Below are 16,496 nucleotides of genomic sequence, written 5' to 3'. Positions count from 1 at the left end.
TATAGATATAACCAGAAGGAATTAAACCGGATTTCTTATGGCGTCTGGTTTAATTATCTCGTAGCATTGCGCCCATTTGGTGCTGGCGATAGCCTTATCTCACACGCAATAGCGACCACAACAGGAGCCTGAGCAATGGCCGACAAGCCATCCAAATACGACAAGCGCTATTTGGCAGCGGTGGATGCGGCGGCGGCGGTGTTTGCAGACAAGAGCTACCATGGCTCCAGCACACTGGATATCGCCAACCGCTTGGACATCAAGCAGGGCAGCTTGTACTACTATTTCCGCTCCAAAGAAGAGGCCCTAGAGGCCGTGTGTTTAGAAGGCATAAAGCACCAAGTGGAGCACTTGGAAAGCGTGATTGCGGAGCAGGTGAGTATTGCCGAGGCCGTGACCATGCTGCTGCGCTATAACCTGCAGAGCCTGATGGACCGCGCCGACTACATGATTGTCTTCAATGATGATCGCCAAGCCATTCCATTGGAGCGACGGGGCCGGATCCGTGAGCAATCGGTGATCTACCACAAACTCATGGAAGACCTGTTTGTGCAGGCTCAGGGCCAGGGTGAGCTGAGCACCGAGCTAGACCCCCACATATTGGTACGGGCGCTGACCGGATTGATTTCGTCGGTGTTTTCTTGGTACCACCAAAAAAATGAGATCGACGTCGATAAAATCGCCGATCAGTATTCGCACATATTTTTATCCGGCTGTTTGCGTTAATTCCCTAAGCCGTGTTCGGTAAAAGATAACGCTTTTTTTGCCCTGCGCGTGGACATGGCTAAACAGTAGAGTACTGCCGCAGACAATACCGGAGCACTCTACTACCACAGCCAAGCGGCCCCGCGTACGCCGGAGGCATCGCCGTGTTTGGCCGGGCGTATGGGGGTTTTAAATTCGCCGCCAAAAATCACGGTTTCGATTAAACCCGGCAGATGGTCGTAAAGGTGGGTGATGTTCGACATACCACCGCCCAAAATAAACACATCCGGGTCCAAAATATTGGCAACGCTGGCAATGGCGTGGGCCAAGCGTTTTTGATAGCGCGCAAAGCACTCCCGAGCCTCCGGTTCACCGTCGTCAAAGGCGGCCATAATCTCCTCGCCGGTGAGCGCTTTGCCCGTGTGGCGAAGGTAGTCTTGGGTAAACCCAGTGCCGGAGATAAACGTTTCAATGCAGCCCTGCTTGCCACAGTAACAATCCGGGCCGGGGTAGGCTTGTTTCTCCAACCACGGCAACGGGTTGTGCCCCCACTCGCCGCCCAAGCCATTTAAGCCATGGTGCACTTTGCCGTCAAAGGCCAAGCCGCCGCCCACACCGGTGCCAATAATAATGGCGAATACCGAATGGCAGCCCGCGCCGGCGCCGTCCACCGCCTCTGACAGGGCCAAGCAATTGGCATCGTTGGCAAAACGCACTTCGCGGCCAAGGTGGTTTTGCAGGTCTTTATCAAAGGCTTGGCCATTGAGCCAGGTGGAGTTGGCGTTGCGTACCTTGCCCGAGCCCGGTGAAAAACTGCCCGGCATGCCCACGCCTATGCTGGCCGGCTGTTGCAGTTGCGTTTCCGCCTGGGCAATAAGCTCGCCAATGGCTTGCAGCGTACCCTGGTATTCTCCACGCGGCGTATTTACACGCTGATTGAACAGCACCGCGCCCTGTTCATCCAGGGCGATGATTTCAATCTTAGTGCCACCTAGGTCGATACCTAAGCGAATTTTGTTAGCCATGAATTCTGTTAGCCACAGTGGTGTGGCCCTTGTTATGAGCATGCTGTGCCGATGTTGGCGGTCATATTACAACGGCCTAATGCCCATAGACAGGGCCTAATACTAGCGGGCGTTAGAGCGTTTAATTATCATCTCCGCTAGGCTAACCCGTCATTATTTGGGAGAATGCACGCTTTTCTCCACCCGAACTTAGCCTTATGCCAATCACTGCACCAGATCTCTTCCATAGCCCCAAATACTGGGCCGAATGCTACGGAACCGCGCCTTTTTTGCCGACCTCTCGGGCAGAGATGGACCAGTTGGGCTGGGACAGCTGCGACATAATCATCGTCACCGGTGATGCCTATGTGGATCACCCTAGTTTTGGTATGGCTATTATGGGCCGCTTGCTGGAAAGCCAAGGGTTTCGGGTGGGCATCATCAGCCAGCCAGATTGGCGCAGTAATGACGACTTTACGGCCCTGGGTAAGCCCAATCTGTATTTCGGTGTCACCGCCGGCAATATGGATTCCATGATCAACGCCTACACCGCCGATTTGCGCCTGCGCAGCGATGACGCCTACACCCCCGGTGGTGAGGCCGGCAAACGCCCAGACCGCGCGGTGATCGTCTACAGCCAGCGCTGTAAAAACGCCTTTAAAGATGTGCCGGTGGTGATTGGCGGTATCGAGGCATCCCTGCGGCGTATTGCCCAGTACGATTACTGGAGCGATTGCGTGCGCCGCTCGGTGTTAATCGACAGCACCGCGGATATCCTGTTATACGGCAATGCTGAGCGAGCCATTGTCGATTTAAGCCATCGCTTGGCCGTCGGTGAGCCGGTGGCCGCCATTAACGATTTACGCGGCACAACCCTGGTGGTTAACCACACGCCCAACGGCTTCACCGAGCTGGACAGCACCCGTATTGATTGGCCTGGTCGCATTGATCAAATGCCCAATCCCTACGAGGTAATGCACGATAAACAAACGGTGGATGCCGACGGCAATATCCAAGCGGATGACGCCAAGCCCCAGGAGCCAAACACTGATGACGTGCAGGCCGTGCGCATCGTGCCGATGCCCCTGCGTCGCTATGAGCAGGATTTGGTGTTGGATAAAACCTGTATCCGCCTGCCCAGCTTTGAGAAAGTCAGCAAAGACCCAGCGCTCTACGCCCACGCCTCCCGTGTGTTACACCAAGAGAGCAACCCCCACAACGCGCGCGCGCTTATCCAAAAACACGGTAACCGAGACATTTGGGTAAACCCGCCGCCCATTCCGCTGAGCACCGAGGAAATGGACGCGGTGTTTGGTTTTGAGTACACACGAGTACCACACCCCAAATACGAAGGCCAACGCATACCCGCCTACGACATGATTAAAACCTCGGTGAATATCATGCGCGGTTGTTTTGGAGGTTGCACCTTTTGTTCTATTACCGAGCACGAAGGCCGGATTATTCAAAGCCGCTCTGAAGAGTCTATTTTGGGTGAGATCGAACTGATCAAAGAAAAGGTACCGGGTTTTACCGGCACCATTTCGGATTTGGGCGGCCCCACCGCCAATATGTACAAGCTCAACTGCAAGGACGATAACATTCAGGCCTCCTGCCGTAAGCTCAGTTGTGTGTACCCGGAAATTTGCCCCAACCTAAAAACCGATCACAGCCCCACTACCCAGTTGTACCGCAAGGCGCGCAAAATCGATGGCGTGCACACCGTGGCCATTGCCTCTGGCTTGCGCTACGACCTGGCGGTGGAAGACCCAGAGTACGTTAAAGAATTGGTGACCCACCATGTAGGTGGTTATCTAAAAATTGCCCCGGAGCACAGCGAAGATAGAACCCTCAGTAAAATGATGAAGCCGGGCATGGGCAGCTACCGTCGGTTCGAAAAAATGTTTTACAAGTACTCCAAAGAGGCCGGCAAAAAGCAGTATTTAATCCCGTATTTTATTGCCGCCCACCCCGGCTGCGACGACGAAGAAATGATGAACCTGGCGCTGTGGTTAAAAGAACACGGCTTTGAAGTTGACCAGGTGCAAACCTTTTATCCTTCGCCGATGTCCCTGGCCACGGCCATGTATTATTCTGGTCGCAATCCGCTGAAAAAGGTTACCTATAAATCGGAAAAGGTTTTCAGTGCAAAAGACATTAATCAACGCCGCGGCCAAAAAGCTTTTCTGCGTTATCACGACCCAGCCAACTGGGCTCGCTTGCGCGAGGCGCTGCGTAATTTAGGGCGCGAGGATTTAATCGGTACCAAACCCGGCCAGTTGGTGCCCGCCGAGCATGAAGAATATAAAGTGCGCAAACGCCTGGGCGGCACCGCCAAGGGCACTCGCCCGGCCCGCGGTGACAAACGCCAGCAAGCCCTGCCCAAAGCCCAAAACCGCGCCGGGCCGGGTAATAAGCCTAAGGCCAGTGCTAAGCCGGGCAACAGAGCGGGCAAAAAGCCCGGCGGCAAACCCACAGGCCGCAACAAACCTCGCAGCGGCCGGTAGTATGAGTGCTGATCGCTGCGCCCTGTGCGGCGCTCAGCACACATTAACCTTCCACCACCTAATACCGCGTTCGCAACATAAAAATAAATGGTTTCGAAAAAACTTCGATTTAACCGATATGCGCGAGCGAGGCATTATCCTATGCCGCAGTTGCCATAGTTTTATTCATAAACAATTTAGTGAGAAGCAACTGGGGCGGGAATTTAATTCGCTGGCGGATCTTCTCGCCAATGAGGCCGTGCAGCGACATATTATATGGGCGAAAAAGCAAGCGGCCAGAAGCAGTATTCGCTGAAGCTCAAGCCGTCTTGGTACCGCTAGCGTTAAGTGCTCGGTTGCTGTGTGTCGGTGCTTTTGGGTGGGTGCTTGTGCGAGTGGCTGGTTGAAGCAGTCTTTAGCAAAAAGCTACACGAGTGATCTTGAAATCTGTCAGCAATAATTTTGTTAATTCGCGGTGTTGCGGAGTTGATGCAGTGGCTCGAGGGCGATTGGCAATACGGCCGCACGCGAGTTTGCCACTTAAGGATATAACACACAGGTAAACTCAATCTGCTCGTCTGCGTGTACTTGATGGTAATTCCCCGAATCGGCACTTGTAAACGGACGCAAATCTACCCAGGCAGGAAAATCCCCAGCCATACGCGATCTCCGCCACGGTGACATGGCCCGGCGCCTGTTGTAGTTCTGACTTTACCCCTTGTAAGCGTAATTCACGTAAGTACTTCATTGGCGTGGTGTTGCGATATTTTTTAAAAGCGTTGTGAAGCGCGCGGCCGCTGACCCCCGCACTTGCGGCAAGTTCAGACATGGTTGGCGCGCGCTGAGCATTGTGTTGCAAATATCTCTCTGCTTTGACGACGTAGCTGGGGGCGATGCCCGCGCTGTTATTAAGGTCGAACCCGCTAGCAGCTGCCCACTGCATTATTAGGTTAGTGCCTAATGACTCCTCGAGGTGGGATTTAATGAGCGCGTTGTGCGGAGCTGTCATCATTCTAATGGCGTACTCCAGTAGGCTGGCCCAGCTGGTATTGCCGGGGCCGAACTTTACCCTGGCTTGCCATAAATCCTCGGGCGCGCATTGGCCGGTTATTTTTCTGAATAGCTCTTCTATATAAGCGTGGGAAAATGTGACGTTAAGTTGAAGGTGATCGGGGTTAAAGTCTCCTGTGTATTCAACGCGGCTATTATCGACTATAAAACTTTCGCCGCGGGCTGTTTCTGTGTAGTTGCTCGCATTTTGCCAGTGCCGGGCGTACCCCTGTAAGGTGGTGAGTACCATGCCCACGCCGGTGTCGCTGGAGAAATCGTGCAGATGAACCGGGATCCCGTAGCGAAACCGGCTAATCTTCATGCTACCAATTTCCAGCGCATGTAATGAAGAGTTTGGTCGTATGTTTTTACCGATAGGGTCCACGGTATAAGGCATGTATACCTTGTCCGACCACAAGCGTATCTCGTCGAAATCACTGGATTTAACCAGTTCGTGATTACTCGTAGCTGCACCTGTCTCATCGAAGAGCAAGGCACTTCTGAGATAGTGATAATCTGCCATATTAGCCCCCTTTATTATTGTAATAAGGCAATCGTCCCTGATCGTCCTAGCAGCGCTTCCCTGTTCTAAAAAATAGTTAACACGCGTAAGTTAAAGCGAACATCCTCAGCCACGCCTTCATCCACCGATATATCTTTACCCAGCGAGCCCAGCACTTGTATCGTTGGCTTGAGGAAGTGACTGACCGTAATCGACGCCTTTAACCGGCTCTGTTCGTTATCTTGCGCAACGCCTTCAATTTCAGTTTCACCACCCCAAGACTGGGAAATCATTGCAGATAGGGTTGTTGTGGGTGCGACATTATAGCGTATGTGCGATTGTATTTCGTAGAGCGGATCCTGTTTTAGCTCCAGACCATTGGGGCTGAAATCGTCGTTGGTACCGAAGAATAAAACGTCTGCGATGATATCAAGCAGCCAATTTTCAGCAATCGGTCTGATATGGCCGATCTGTAATGCCAATTTCCATCGGTTTTCCCCCAGCGCGTTGATGGCTTTATCGGCATCGTAGTCGCCGGTGGGTAAGTACAGCCACGGCGTAAAAGCCAAAGATTTGGCTCGGCTGGGATCTTGCACCAGGTGAATAGTGGGGGCAATGATTAGGTCGCCCAAACCGTTGGCAGAGTCTAAATTGGCGATATCGCCATCGGTACTGACTTTGCCAAAGGGCAGTAGAAATTGCGGTGCAACGGTTAGATTGCCGACATCCATAAATTTAACACCGCGCAGAATGCCGACATTACCGTTAAGTTCGGCGTCGTCGAAGACCTCGTCTCCATCGACGTAAAAGCTCGTTCCGGTAAAGGATTGAAAATACAGCAGGGCGAGATCTGTGCCGTCGGGTAGCCGTGTGTAATCTCCGGCATCAATGGTTACAGCGTAGCTATTTATACTCACACTGGCGGTGAATAGCGCGATAGTGCGCGTTATAAAGTGTTTCATGTTGGTATCTCATCATTATTGTTATAGGGCGAGGAGTTCTTTAAGCAGTTGGTCAACTTGTTCAACGTAGGCGGGCTCTAGCCCGAACAGCGCCAAATGCCCCCAGAGCGATTTCACCGGGCGAAGTTGGCCATTGCTAATTAGCCGGGCTTCGTCTTCACAATCCCTGGGCGGAAAAAACATATCTTCGTCGATGGGCATAACGAACACTTTGGCGGTAATTCGAGCCATGGCGCTTTCTAGGCAACCATCGGTATGGCGGCTAACGTCAGCGTGTTGCCATTTTGAGGCCAGCGTCATTAGGTTATTCGGATCCATGGGTAGAAAATAGTTTTCTAAAAAGCCCACCATAAAATCATCGATGGAGCTAAATCCCAGTTCTTGCCATTTCTTCTGTTTTAGAGCCTCAGTGGAGAACCCCATGGCCCCCCAGAGCTTGGCGTGACGACGCAGGCCAATGTGTACTTCTGATGAGTTTTTATACCAACCGGACTGCCAGGCCGGGTCGGAGGTGATGGCGTCAATGACGGTTTCAGAAAACAGTTTGTCGTGGGGGGTGGTTTGTGCGGTACCAGCGATGGGCGCTGCACGCTTAACCATATCTGGGTAACGCACCGCCCACTCATAGGTTTGTTGCGCGCCCATGGAGCCTCCCACAACCAGGGCCAATGACTCCACGCCGAAGTATTGTGTTAACAGTTTGTGTTGTGCCCGCACGTCGTCGCCAATGCGTATTGTGGGGAACCTGGGACCGTTGAATGGAGGCGGCGTATTGTGAGGTGATGAGGACAGACCGTTACCGATCTGATTGACGACAATAATGAAGTAGCGGTTGGGATCTAAGGCGTGATCTTCCCCTATATAGACATCTTCCATAATCTTGCTGGTACCGGAGTACCATGTCGTCACAAGGATAGCGTTATCACGATCCTGGTTTAACGTGCCAAACGTTCGGTAAGCCAGCTCGCAGTTGCGAAGTACGCCACCTTCTTCAAGTGTTAAGTCGCCAATATTTTGAATCTGATATTCACCGTGGACCTGCGTGGTGTAATAGGTGTTGGTCATTCGAAAGAACCTCGTATTGTTATATTTATAAATAATTAAAGGGAAATTCCAACGACAGAATATCCACTTGAGCGAAGCCCGGATGATCGAAAAAGGAATGCAATGTGCCAAAATTGCATCTTTATGGCGTGGTCATAGAGATATGCGTTAGCTCAGCAGGATGCCTGTAATCAATGCCAGTCAAGATGGTGAGAAGGTCTGCCCAACGCTGCCACTTTGGGGAAGGAGCAACAGAATCAAGGCCCCCGGGGCAGAGGCCGTTGCAGGGAGGGGTGAATGAGCTTGGGGGGCTAAATTTATTTAAGAAGTTTGCGAGTGGCTACCCCTGCCAGACCCAAAAGCGCGGACCAATACAGATAAAACTGTGGCGTTTGTTTGCTGAAATCCCACAGATCTAACGTGGGCTGGTTGGTGAGTTTGGCGGCAAGGTTTAATTTAACCACTCCTGCGATACCGAGCATTAGGATAGCTGCAATAAAAAGCCATTTTAGGCGGGTGACCAAGATTTCTGGCAAGGCCTGTGCGTATGGCCGAAACCACTGTGTAATGACGTTCCAATTCATCCCCAGGTGCATGCCCATTAGCACCGCTACCCAATAGGCCGCGGTGTAGTGCAATGGGTAAGGTGCCGCCGCTTGCCAATCGATCCAGCCTAGGAAAACGCTTTGCGAAATAGCAATGCCTGTGGTGGCGACAATAAGCAAACCCAAAACCATACTGACGTTGATTAAAAAGAACATCAGCTTGCGGCGGGTTAGCGGCGCGGTAAAGTACCGGGCAAATCTTCGTCGGTTAATAATCGTGTGAGTAATTACCAAGACCAGTACTGCACAACCGATTAACTCATGGGTTTTGTTATCCAACCACCAGTAGGCTAGGGCGGTAATAAAGCCTGCGGTAGCACATAGCGTGATCAACAACCGGGCTAGGCGTGGTAACGTCATATCAACGCGCCGGATGCTATTGGAAGTCTTTTAATTCATCAAAGGTGTAAATAAATTGATCGCTAGCCCGGCGGGCATGGCAGGATTGGCAGCGCTGGGTGTTTTCCTCTAACTTTATGGATTGGTCGGCATTATAGAATTGAAATTGCCAATCCTTGGTACGGCCATTGGGGTAGTCTTGCCCCCAGCCCCGGCCCTTTTGCATCACAAAGTAGCGGGTGATTTCTCTATCGCGGTGAAAGCGAATGACCACGTGGGTGCCGTAGGGAATGGGCTGGTTATTGGCCACTGCGTCGATGGCCTCTTGCGTGGTTAAAATCTCTTCCACTTCGCCTCGTGTTACCGTGGTGTAGTGCACTAACTTGTCTATATTGGCTGGAAAAGTAACGCGGTTTTCTTCCGCAATACTGATGTTTGGCAGTACGGCATTCACCAATACAAATGCTAAGCTCGTCAGTAGGGCGGGCAGTTTTCCAGGCATGGGCATTAATCCAGTTCCAAGGGGGGTATTCTTCACTCACAGCCGTTTTCACGTTGGTTTTCTTAGTGATCGCTACAGTGGTGGTCGGTTATTAGAGTCTACGTTTTCAGTTAACCCGGTGTAATGGTGTAGAATCGATAGCACTTATTAGCCCCATTAATGAATGGTGCCCGTCTTGATAAAAAAGAGAAGTTAAAAAGAGAATTAGATGTTAGAAGTGGTGTTGTTGCTCAGTGCGGCCTTTATTGTTGGCGCTTCCAAGGGTGGGTTGGCTTCCGCCGGGGCCATAGCCGTGCCCATGCTGGCGTTGGTGATGAGCCCCATTGCCGCGGCGGCGTTGTTATTGCCGGTGTTTATCGTCACCGATTGGTTTGGTGTGTGGTTGTACCGTAAGGATTTCTCCAAACGCAACGTGCTTATACTGGTGCCGTCCATGTTGCTGGGCATTGCCATCGCTACCCTAATCACCCCCTATACACCAGAGAGCGCCCTGTTGATTTTTACCGGTGCCATTGGGTTGTGGTATTGCGCCAAAACGTGGCTAGGCAGCAGCCAAACAGAGCGCCAGCCGGCAAGGCTGGTGCCGGGTGTTTTTTGGGGGGTAATTACCGGTATCGCCAGTTTTATCACCCATTCCGGCTCGCCACCATCGCAGGCCTATTTGTTACCGCAGCAGCTGCCCAAGTTAACCTTCGCCGGTACTGTGGCTATTGCCTTCGCCGCCGGTAACTTTGTGAAAATCCCGGCCTACTTTGCCATCGGCCAGTTGGATAACCTCAACTGGTCGCTGGTTGCGGGTTTATCGGTGGCTGGTATAGCCGGTGTCTACGTTGGCCGCTGGCTAACCGAAATTATGCGCCAGGAAACCTATATGCGGTTTATTCACACCACGCTGTTTTTACTGTCGGTGATATTGGTGGGGCGCGGCGGTTACGAATTATTTGCTGGATAAAGTCTAGTTATAAATGCACGATTACCCATTAAAACAAACTGGAGTGTCGGTAACCTGCCCCATACCTGTGCGCAGTGCGCAAGATTGGTAACATATTTGATACTTCTTGATGTCTAGCAAGCCCAGTCCCATTTGAACCTACTCCTTACCAACTGATTTTATTCAGCTTTTTTAAAACCTGTCTGCTTGGTCAGGTTGGTGGCATGTATATTGCCCTTACTGCGGCAAGTAATCCCTGGCGGATATGTCCAACCTGGGCTGCACGGTGTAAATAGGAGCGGTGATGATTAAGCCAAGATCGAACGAAAGGTTTCTAGCCAAGGGAGGTCGCAACGGCAGACCTATTCGTTGGGCTAAATCGTTGGTTGCTGGCTTGGTTGTACTCACAGCTCAAGCTCAAGCCTACGATTTGAGCCAGGCCGGTGAGTTTTTGCAAGAGCACTGCTCTCGCTGCCACAACGATGAACGCTATTCCGGCAATTGGAGCCTGGAGGAGTTTGATTTAGCCAGTCTGGCTAAGGGCGATGAGTTGGCCCGTTGGGAAAGTATTTTACGTGTTACCCAGCGCGGCGAAATGCCTCCGGCCAGCCGGCCCCAGCCAGAGGAGGCTGAACTGGCGGATTTTTTGGGTTGGCTCACCGGTGGCTTAGACGACTACGCTGCGGCCCATCCTAACCCGGGCCGCGCCACCCTGCGGCGGTTAAACCGCACCGAATATAACAATGCCATACGCGATTTATTGGCCCTGGATATTGATATCCGCGAGCAGTTACCCACCGATGATACGGGCTACGGTTTTGACAACATTGCCGATGTGTTATCGGTATCCCCCACGCTGATGGACCGTTATTTAGCTGTGGCCGGTAAGGTGAGCCGCTTGGCGGCAGGCCTCGCTCCGCAACAGCCTTACACAACCACTTTTCAATTGCCCAAGGATGGCTCCATATTAAACCAGGGTGTGCCCGCGTTTGATGAGCGCATGAGTAATAACCTGCCGTTAAATTCGCGCGGTGGCGGCGCCTTTAAATTTTACGCGCCCTACACCGGCGAGTATGAAATCAGCGGATACCTTAACGCCAACACCAATAACGAAACCGATCGTCTAGAGCAAAACCGGGTCAGCCACAGCGTTCACCTCAGTGCCGGCCCGCATACCTTGGGTATGGCGTTTCGGCGTGATTTGAGTTTGGATGAAAGTGTGCAGACGTTACATAACACCACCGACATTGTAGTGTTGCCCCTGCACCAACCCACCATGCTCACTCTGGATTTTATCGTCGATGGTGAGCGGGTAGGCGACACACAAGTGCCGTCGTATTATATGTCGCCGCGCTATGCGCAAAATAATTTCCCAAGGGACGTGCTGCAAATTGACGTTGAGGGGCCGGTCTCCATTGTGGCCGAGGGCGAAACCCCCAGCCAGAAAAAGATTTTTCAGTGTCAGCCCAGAATCTGGCCATTCACCGCCCAGCGCTGTGCCAGCAGTATTATTAGCACGCTGGCAAACCAGGCCTATCGTCGCTCGTTGGACGACGCTGATCTGGCTGGTTTGATGGGCGTGTACAACACAGTGGCCGAAGCCGAAGGGTTTGAAGCCGGCGTGGCCGCGGCCATCCAGGCCATATTAGTTTCGCCCAGTTTTTTATTTTTATACGAACACGACCCCGCCGACAGCGCGCCGGGTTTTGTGCACAGTATCTCTGACACCGAGTTCGCCGCGCGCCTAGCGTTGTTTATTTGGAGCAGCCTGCCGGACGAAGAATTACTGCAATTGGCCCAAAGTAATCAATTGCGTAAGCCCGGGGTACTGCAAAATCAACTGACGCGCATGCTGGACGACCCTAAGGCCCGGGCTCTTACCGAGAACTTTGCCGGCCAGTGGTTGTATTTGCGTAATTTAGAATTTCACCGAGCCGATGTGGTGGCCTATCCGGATTTCGATGTGCCCCTGCGCCAGGCCATGCTGGGCGAGAGTGAAGAATTCTTTAATTACATCGTGCAGCAAGATCGCAGTGTGCTGGATTTTCTTGCCAGTAATTACACCTTTTTAAATGAGCGCTTAGCCAAGCACTACGGTATTGATGGCGTGTCAGGCCCGGCCCTGCGCAAGGTCAATTTAACGCCGCAAAATAACCGTGGTGGATTACTGGGCCAGGGCAGTATTTTAACGGTGACCTCCTATGGCAACCACACCTCGGTGGTTAAACGTGGCAAGTGGATACTGGATAATCTATTGGCGGCACCACCGCCTCCCCCGCCACCGGATGTACCTGCATTGGTTGCCAAGCAAGGCGGCAAACACCTTACCCAGCGCGAGCAATTAGCACTGCACAGTGAAGACCCGAGCTGCTCCAGTTGCCACGTAATGATGGACCCGTTGGGTTTGGCATTGGAAAACTTCGATGCCATTGGCAATTACCGCAGCGTTGACGCTGGCAACGCCATAGACGCCAGCGCCACCATGCCCGACGGCACAAACTTTGATGGCATTTCGGGTTTGCAGGCGGTGTTATTGGCCCGCAAAACGCAATTCGCGGAAGCCTTTACCCAGCGCTTAATGATCTACGCCTTGGGCCGTGGCCTTGAGGCCTACGATCAGCCCAAGCTGCGCGCCATTGTACGCGCAGCCCAAGCCAATGATTTTCGTATTCGCGACATTATTTACGGCATTGTTACCAGCGAGCCGTTTAACTATCGGAGGACGCCCGCCGCATGACCGATTCCACCCAGATTAATCGTCGCTCGTTACTGCGTGGGTTAGGGGTTGCCATCACTTTGCCCGTGATGGAATCCCTATTGCCCAAGCCCGCACTAGCCTACGAAAACAGGCCTAAGCGCATGAGTGTTTTTTACACGCCCAACGGCATGCGAATGCAGCGCTTTACGCCGCAAGAAACCGGCAGGGATTACACCTTGTCGCCCATTTTGCAGCCCCTGGCCAAGCACCGAGATAAATTCACCGTAATTTCCGGCTTGGCGCACTACAACGCTAGCGCCCTGGGCGACGGCCCCGGTAGCCACGGCCGCAGTTGCGCCGCCTATTTAACCGGCGCCCACCCCAAACGCACCGAGGGTTCCGATCTGTACTGCGGTATTTCCATGGATCAGTTGCTGGCCAATCACATTGGCAAGGATTCGTTATTTCCCTCCCTGGAATTGGGCATAGAGCCGCCCAGCCTTTTGGGCAGCTGCGATGTTGGTTACAGCTGCACCTACACCAATACCTTGTCTTGGCGCAGCCCTACGTCACCGCTGCCCGTATCAGTAAAACCGCAGGATGTATTCGAGCGGTTGTTCGGTGATGCCAGCGCCGTGGATGAAGCTGCCCGGGCGGCGCAAACCGCCCGTAAGGCCAGTATTTTGGATTTTGTCTTGGCCGACAGCCAACGGCTGAATCCCAAATTGGGGGCTAACGACCGGCGTAAACTGGAAGAATATTTGGATTCCATTCGCTCGGTGGAAAAGCGCATCCAAAAGGCCAGCCAGCAGAGTTTGGATATCAACGCCGATGTCATCACGCTGCCGGCGGGTTTACCGGATTCCTTTGAAGAGCACGTGCGGTTAATGACCGAGCTACAAATTTTGGCGTTGCAGTCGGATATGACGCGGGTGGTAACGCTGATGGCGGGGCGTGAATTAAGTAACCGTGCCTATCCAGAAATCGGCGTACCCGATGCCCACCACAGCCTTAGCCACCACGGCTACGACCCAGAAAAAATCGACAAGCTGGTAAAAATCAACCAATACCACATGCAGCAATTTGGCTATTTGCTGGAACGCTTGGCCACCACGCCGGATGGCGAAGGCAGCTTACTGGACAGCACCTTAGTGCTGGGCGGTGCCAGCCTGGGCGAATCCAATGAGCACGACAACATGGACCTGCCGGTGCTGGTGGCCGGCGGAGGTGTGCCAGGTAACCGCCATATCGCCATGCCCAAGCACACGCCAATGTGTAATTTAATGCTGGCCATGATGCAGCAGTTGGGGGTGCCGGCGGAATCCTTTGGCGATAGCACCCAACCTCTGACGCAATTAATGGGATAAGCCGTGATTAATCTCAACAAAAGGATCTGGGCTACCACTGTATTGGCGTTGGCTGGGTTAACCAGCGCGGGCCTACGGGCCGAGACGCCGAGCCTACTTGCAGCCCTGCAATCCAATAACCCCGCCCTGGTGGCCAAGGCCCTGGCCGAGGGTGCCGATCCGAATCAACGCCTTGCCGACGGTGCCTCACCGCTGGCCTGGGCGGTGGAGATGCAATCGCCGGAATTGGTTGAGCTACTGCTGGTAGCGGGCGCTCGGGTGGATGGTGTGGCCGATAGCACAAGCCCAGCCAGCTGGCCGCCGTTATTGGTGGCTTGCCTGCGCGGCGACCACGCCATTTTGCAGCAACTGCTTGCCGCCGGGGCCGACGTTACTGCCACAGACAGCGGCTCCAACGTTGCTGCCTTTGCGCTGTGTGCAGGTTCGGCTACAACGCCTGTGTTGCAGCAGTTTTTGCAACAAGGTGTGGATGTTGAATCCGTCGATGCCACCGGCCAAAGCGCATTAATGCACGCTGCCGCGGCGGGTAAGGTAGGCAATATCGAAGCGCTATTGGCCGCAGGCGCCGACGTTAATACGGTAACCACGGCGGGTTTTACGCCGCTGTTTTTTGCCTTAAAAAGCGGCAACCCCCAGGCCGCTTTTACGCTGCTTGATGCTGGTGCCAGTACCAGCCACATCGGCCCGGAGCAGACCTCTGTAGTGCAGATGGCGATGTATCAACAGCAGTACCAGGTGGCGGCACAATTAATTGAGCAGGGCGTGGATCTTTCCGCCTACGACCGCAATGGCAGGCAGCTTTTACACGCCGCCGTGCAAGCACAGCAGCCTCAGCTAGTGGCGCTATTGTTGCGCAAGGGGGCAGATCCCAACGCGCTCACCGGTGAATCCAAACTGACCTGGCGCTACGAGGTTAATTTCACCAGCGCGCCCTATGTGGTTTATCCCACAACGCCGCTGCTGATGGCCGCCGAGTTGGGCAACGCCGATATTATGCGCAGTTTGGTGGCCGGTGGTGCCGATATTGAATTTGCCCAAGAGGACGGCACCAACGTGTTATTGGCTGCAGCGCAAAGTAATGCTCATGCATTGGAGCTGGCCTTAGGCTTACACGGTGATGCCAATAGTGTGAATCGTTCCGGGAAGGGGCCATTGCACCTGTTAATGAATATTGGCACCGACTCGCCCATTCCCCGCACCGAAATTCAAGCCATGTTCCAACTGTTGGCTGACCACGGAGCGCGTATCGATTTGGCTGATGCTAAGGGCAATACGCCGGTTGCCCAAGCCCAAAGCATTCACTATTGGGCACAAAAAGAATTTTTTGCTGTGTTTACTTCCGCCGATGTAAGCCCAGTGCTGTGATTAGATCTGTAAGAGAACCGAAATGAGAAAAACACCGTTAACAAAAGCCTTACTGGGTGGGGCCGTTGCCTGCACATTATTATTGACCATGGCAAACAGCTTGGCCGATACCGCCGAGATCACGGAACAACGCCAAGCCGGGTTTAAAACCATGGGCAAATCGGTGAAAGCTATTCGCAATGCATTAAAAGCCGGCGATACCACAACCCCAGCGGTAAAAGATGCTGCCGCAGCCATCAACCAAGAAGCTTCACAGCTGGCACAGTGGTTCCCCGAGGGCAGCGGCCCGGAATCCGGGCTCAGTACCGATGCCTTGCCTTATATCTGGAAAAATACCGAAAAGTTTCAACGCATCAGCCAAGATTTGATCTCGGCCAGCGCGGAGTTAGTGTCTGCACTTGATGCCGGTGCTGATATCGACGCGCCTTTTAAAACGGTATTAAAAACCTGCAAGGGTTGCCATCAAAGCTATCGCGCGGATTAATTGCTATCGTCTTAGACAGCGCTATTTCTGTGCCGGGCAGTTTTCATCGGCTGCCCGATGTTCCCCTTATTTTTCTCATTGTTGTTCTCATTGTTATTCTCTCCTTGTTGGGGCCACGACGAGCATTGCCTTTTTATAACCAATAAAAAATGTGATCTCTATTGTTGCTACATAATCTAACTGCACTATCGCTCCTGCAAGCCCTGGTTAACCTTATCCATAAACTTTTCTGAGTCGGATTGAATCCAGGCGCAGCGAGCGCCAATTTGCCATTGTTCCTGATCGTGGTCGTCACTGGCGGCGACGATTTTGCTGCAGGTATCACCGTTGGCAAAAACCTCCTGGCCGGAAGGAGTGGTGTAGCTGGCCACCGGTTGAGTTGCCTGTGCTCTACTTTGCATGGCGCGAGACGTTTGAATTTTCTTTTGCAACGCTGGATTAAATACCGTTCCCTG

The 16,496-nt window shown here is 53.0% G+C and carries 15 protein-coding genes; 8 read left to right on the top strand and 7 right to left on the bottom strand.

Annotation, left to right across the window (positions count from 1 at the left end; translation table 11 throughout):
• Positions 1–135 precede the first annotated feature (135 nt).
• Positions 136–726, top strand: a complete 591-nt coding sequence (locus ACGHM3_RS20335) for a TetR/AcrR family transcriptional regulator (RefSeq protein ID WP_345423389.1) — start codon at positions 136–138, stop codon at positions 724–726.
• Between the two features lie 101 nt (positions 727–827).
• Here ACGHM3_RS20335 and mak read toward each other — a convergent pair whose 3' ends face one another.
• Entirely contained in the window at positions 828–1,730 is a 903-nt protein-coding gene (gene mak, locus ACGHM3_RS20330; RefSeq protein ID WP_345423386.1) for a fructokinase, read from the bottom strand.
• 197 nt (positions 1,731–1,927) lie between these two features.
• On the opposite strand from mak, the gene ACGHM3_RS20325 reads away from it, so the two are divergent.
• Both ACGHM3_RS20325 and ACGHM3_RS20320 read left to right on the top strand, forming a co-directional pair.
• A complete protein-coding gene (locus tag ACGHM3_RS20325; RefSeq protein ID WP_345423383.1) occupies positions 1,928–4,213 on the top strand; it encodes a YgiQ family radical SAM protein in 2,286 nt (761 codons plus the stop codon).
• 1 nt (position 4,214) lies between these two features.
• Positions 4,215–4,508 carry a hypothetical protein gene (locus ACGHM3_RS20320; protein ID WP_345423380.1) on the top strand — a complete coding sequence of 98 codons (294 nt, stop codon included), beginning with the start codon at positions 4,215–4,217 and terminating at the stop codon, positions 4,506–4,508.
• A 249-nt stretch (positions 4,509–4,757) separates the two neighbouring features.
• Here ACGHM3_RS20320 and ACGHM3_RS20315 read toward each other — a convergent pair whose 3' ends face one another.
• From ACGHM3_RS20315 to ACGHM3_RS20295, 5 genes are all read right to left on the bottom strand, one after another.
• Positions 4,758–5,765 (bottom strand): helix-turn-helix transcriptional regulator, encoded by a 1,008-nt coding sequence (locus ACGHM3_RS20315; RefSeq protein ID WP_345423377.1) that lies wholly within the window; start codon positions 5,763–5,765, stop codon positions 4,758–4,760.
• Positions 5,766–5,830: 65 nt separating this feature from the next.
• Positions 5,831–6,706 carry a transporter gene (locus ACGHM3_RS20310; protein WP_345423374.1) on the bottom strand — a complete coding sequence of 292 codons (876 nt, stop codon included), beginning with the start codon at positions 6,704–6,706 and terminating at the stop codon, positions 5,831–5,833.
• A 21-nt stretch (positions 6,707–6,727) separates the two neighbouring features.
• Complete coding sequence (locus ACGHM3_RS20305) at positions 6,728–7,771, bottom strand: alpha/beta fold hydrolase (RefSeq protein WP_345423371.1); 1,044 nt, start codon at positions 7,769–7,771, stop codon at positions 6,728–6,730.
• Positions 7,772–8,067: 296 nt separating this feature from the next.
• Entirely contained in the window at positions 8,068–8,715 is a 648-nt protein-coding gene (locus tag ACGHM3_RS20300) for a DUF4405 domain-containing protein (protein ID WP_345423368.1), read from the bottom strand.
• A gap of 16 nt (positions 8,716–8,731) precedes the next feature.
• Positions 8,732–9,196, bottom strand: coding sequence for a cytochrome P460 family protein (locus ACGHM3_RS20295; protein WP_390517511.1), 465 nt, complete (start codon positions 9,194–9,196; stop codon positions 8,732–8,734).
• 208 nt (positions 9,197–9,404) lie between these two features.
• Here ACGHM3_RS20295 and ACGHM3_RS20290 point away from each other — a divergent pair, with 208 nt between their 5' ends.
• From ACGHM3_RS20290 to ACGHM3_RS20270, 5 genes are all read left to right on the top strand, one after another.
• Positions 9,405–10,148, top strand: a complete 744-nt coding sequence (locus ACGHM3_RS20290; protein WP_345423362.1) for a sulfite exporter TauE/SafE family protein — start codon at positions 9,405–9,407, stop codon at positions 10,146–10,148.
• 283 nt (positions 10,149–10,431) lie between these two features.
• The gene (locus ACGHM3_RS20285) at positions 10,432–12,864 is read left to right on the top strand and encodes a DUF1592 domain-containing protein (protein WP_345423359.1); all 2,433 of its coding nucleotides are present in this window, start codon (positions 10,432–10,434) and stop codon (positions 12,862–12,864) included.
• Entirely contained in the window at positions 12,861–14,192 is a 1,332-nt protein-coding gene (locus ACGHM3_RS20280; RefSeq protein ID WP_345423356.1) for a DUF1552 domain-containing protein, read from the top strand. Before ACGHM3_RS20285 ends, ACGHM3_RS20280 begins: the two co-directional genes overlap by 4 nt.
• 3 nt (positions 14,193–14,195) lie before the next feature.
• On the top strand, positions 14,196–15,557 hold the full coding sequence (locus tag ACGHM3_RS20275; RefSeq protein WP_345423353.1) for an ankyrin repeat domain-containing protein: 1,362 nt from the start codon (positions 14,196–14,198) through the stop codon (positions 15,555–15,557).
• A 22-nt stretch (positions 15,558–15,579) separates the two neighbouring features.
• Positions 15,580–16,041 carry a cytochrome c gene (locus ACGHM3_RS20270; protein ID WP_345423351.1) on the top strand — a complete coding sequence of 154 codons (462 nt, stop codon included), beginning with the start codon at positions 15,580–15,582 and terminating at the stop codon, positions 16,039–16,041.
• A 185-nt stretch (positions 16,042–16,226) separates the two neighbouring features.
• Here ACGHM3_RS20270 and ACGHM3_RS20265 read toward each other — a convergent pair whose 3' ends face one another.
• On the bottom strand, positions 16,227–16,442 hold the full coding sequence (locus tag ACGHM3_RS20265; protein WP_345423349.1) for a hypothetical protein: 216 nt from the start codon (positions 16,440–16,442) through the stop codon (positions 16,227–16,229).
• Between the last annotated feature and the right edge of the window lie 54 nt (positions 16,443–16,496).

This window comes from Halioxenophilus aromaticivorans, from assembly GCF_042850945.1.
In the GTDB taxonomy this organism is placed as follows: Bacteria; Pseudomonadota; Gammaproteobacteria; order Pseudomonadales; family Cellvibrionaceae; genus Halioxenophilus; species Halioxenophilus aromaticivorans.
This window is presented reverse-complemented; position numbering and strand designations above follow the sequence as displayed.

Coding starts and splice junctions, on each gene's coding strand:
- ACGHM3_RS20335 (WP_345423389.1), top strand. CDS start 136: ATGGCCGACAAGCCATCCAAATACGACAAGCGCTATTTGGCAGCGGTG.
- mak (WP_345423386.1), bottom strand. CDS start 1,730: ATGGCTAACAAAATTCGCTTAGGTATCGACCTAGGTGGCACTAAGATT.
- ACGHM3_RS20325 (WP_345423383.1), top strand. CDS start 1,928: ATGCCAATCACTGCACCAGATCTCTTCCATAGCCCCAAATACTGGGCC.
- ACGHM3_RS20320 (WP_345423380.1), top strand. CDS start 4,215: ATGAGTGCTGATCGCTGCGCCCTGTGCGGCGCTCAGCACACATTAACC.
- ACGHM3_RS20315 (WP_345423377.1), bottom strand. CDS start 5,765: ATGGCAGATTATCACTATCTCAGAAGTGCCTTGCTCTTCGATGAGACA.
- ACGHM3_RS20310 (WP_345423374.1), bottom strand. CDS start 6,706: ATGAAACACTTTATAACGCGCACTATCGCGCTATTCACCGCCAGTGTG.
- ACGHM3_RS20305 (WP_345423371.1), bottom strand. CDS start 7,771: ATGACCAACACCTATTACACCACGCAGGTCCACGGTGAATATCAGATT.
- ACGHM3_RS20300 (WP_345423368.1), bottom strand. CDS start 8,715: ATGACGTTACCACGCCTAGCCCGGTTGTTGATCACGCTATGTGCTACC.
- ACGHM3_RS20295 (WP_390517511.1), bottom strand. CDS start 9,196: ATGCCTGGAAAACTGCCCGCCCTACTGACGAGCTTAGCATTTGTATTG.
- ACGHM3_RS20290 (WP_345423362.1), top strand. CDS start 9,405: ATGTTAGAAGTGGTGTTGTTGCTCAGTGCGGCCTTTATTGTTGGCGCT.
- ACGHM3_RS20285 (WP_345423359.1), top strand. CDS start 10,432: ATGATTAAGCCAAGATCGAACGAAAGGTTTCTAGCCAAGGGAGGTCGC.
- ACGHM3_RS20280 (WP_345423356.1), top strand. CDS start 12,861: ATGACCGATTCCACCCAGATTAATCGTCGCTCGTTACTGCGTGGGTTA.
- ACGHM3_RS20270 (WP_345423351.1), top strand. CDS start 15,580: ATGAGAAAAACACCGTTAACAAAAGCCTTACTGGGTGGGGCCGTTGCC.
- ACGHM3_RS20265 (WP_345423349.1), bottom strand. CDS start 16,442: ATGCAAAGTAGAGCACAGGCAACTCAACCGGTGGCCAGCTACACCACT.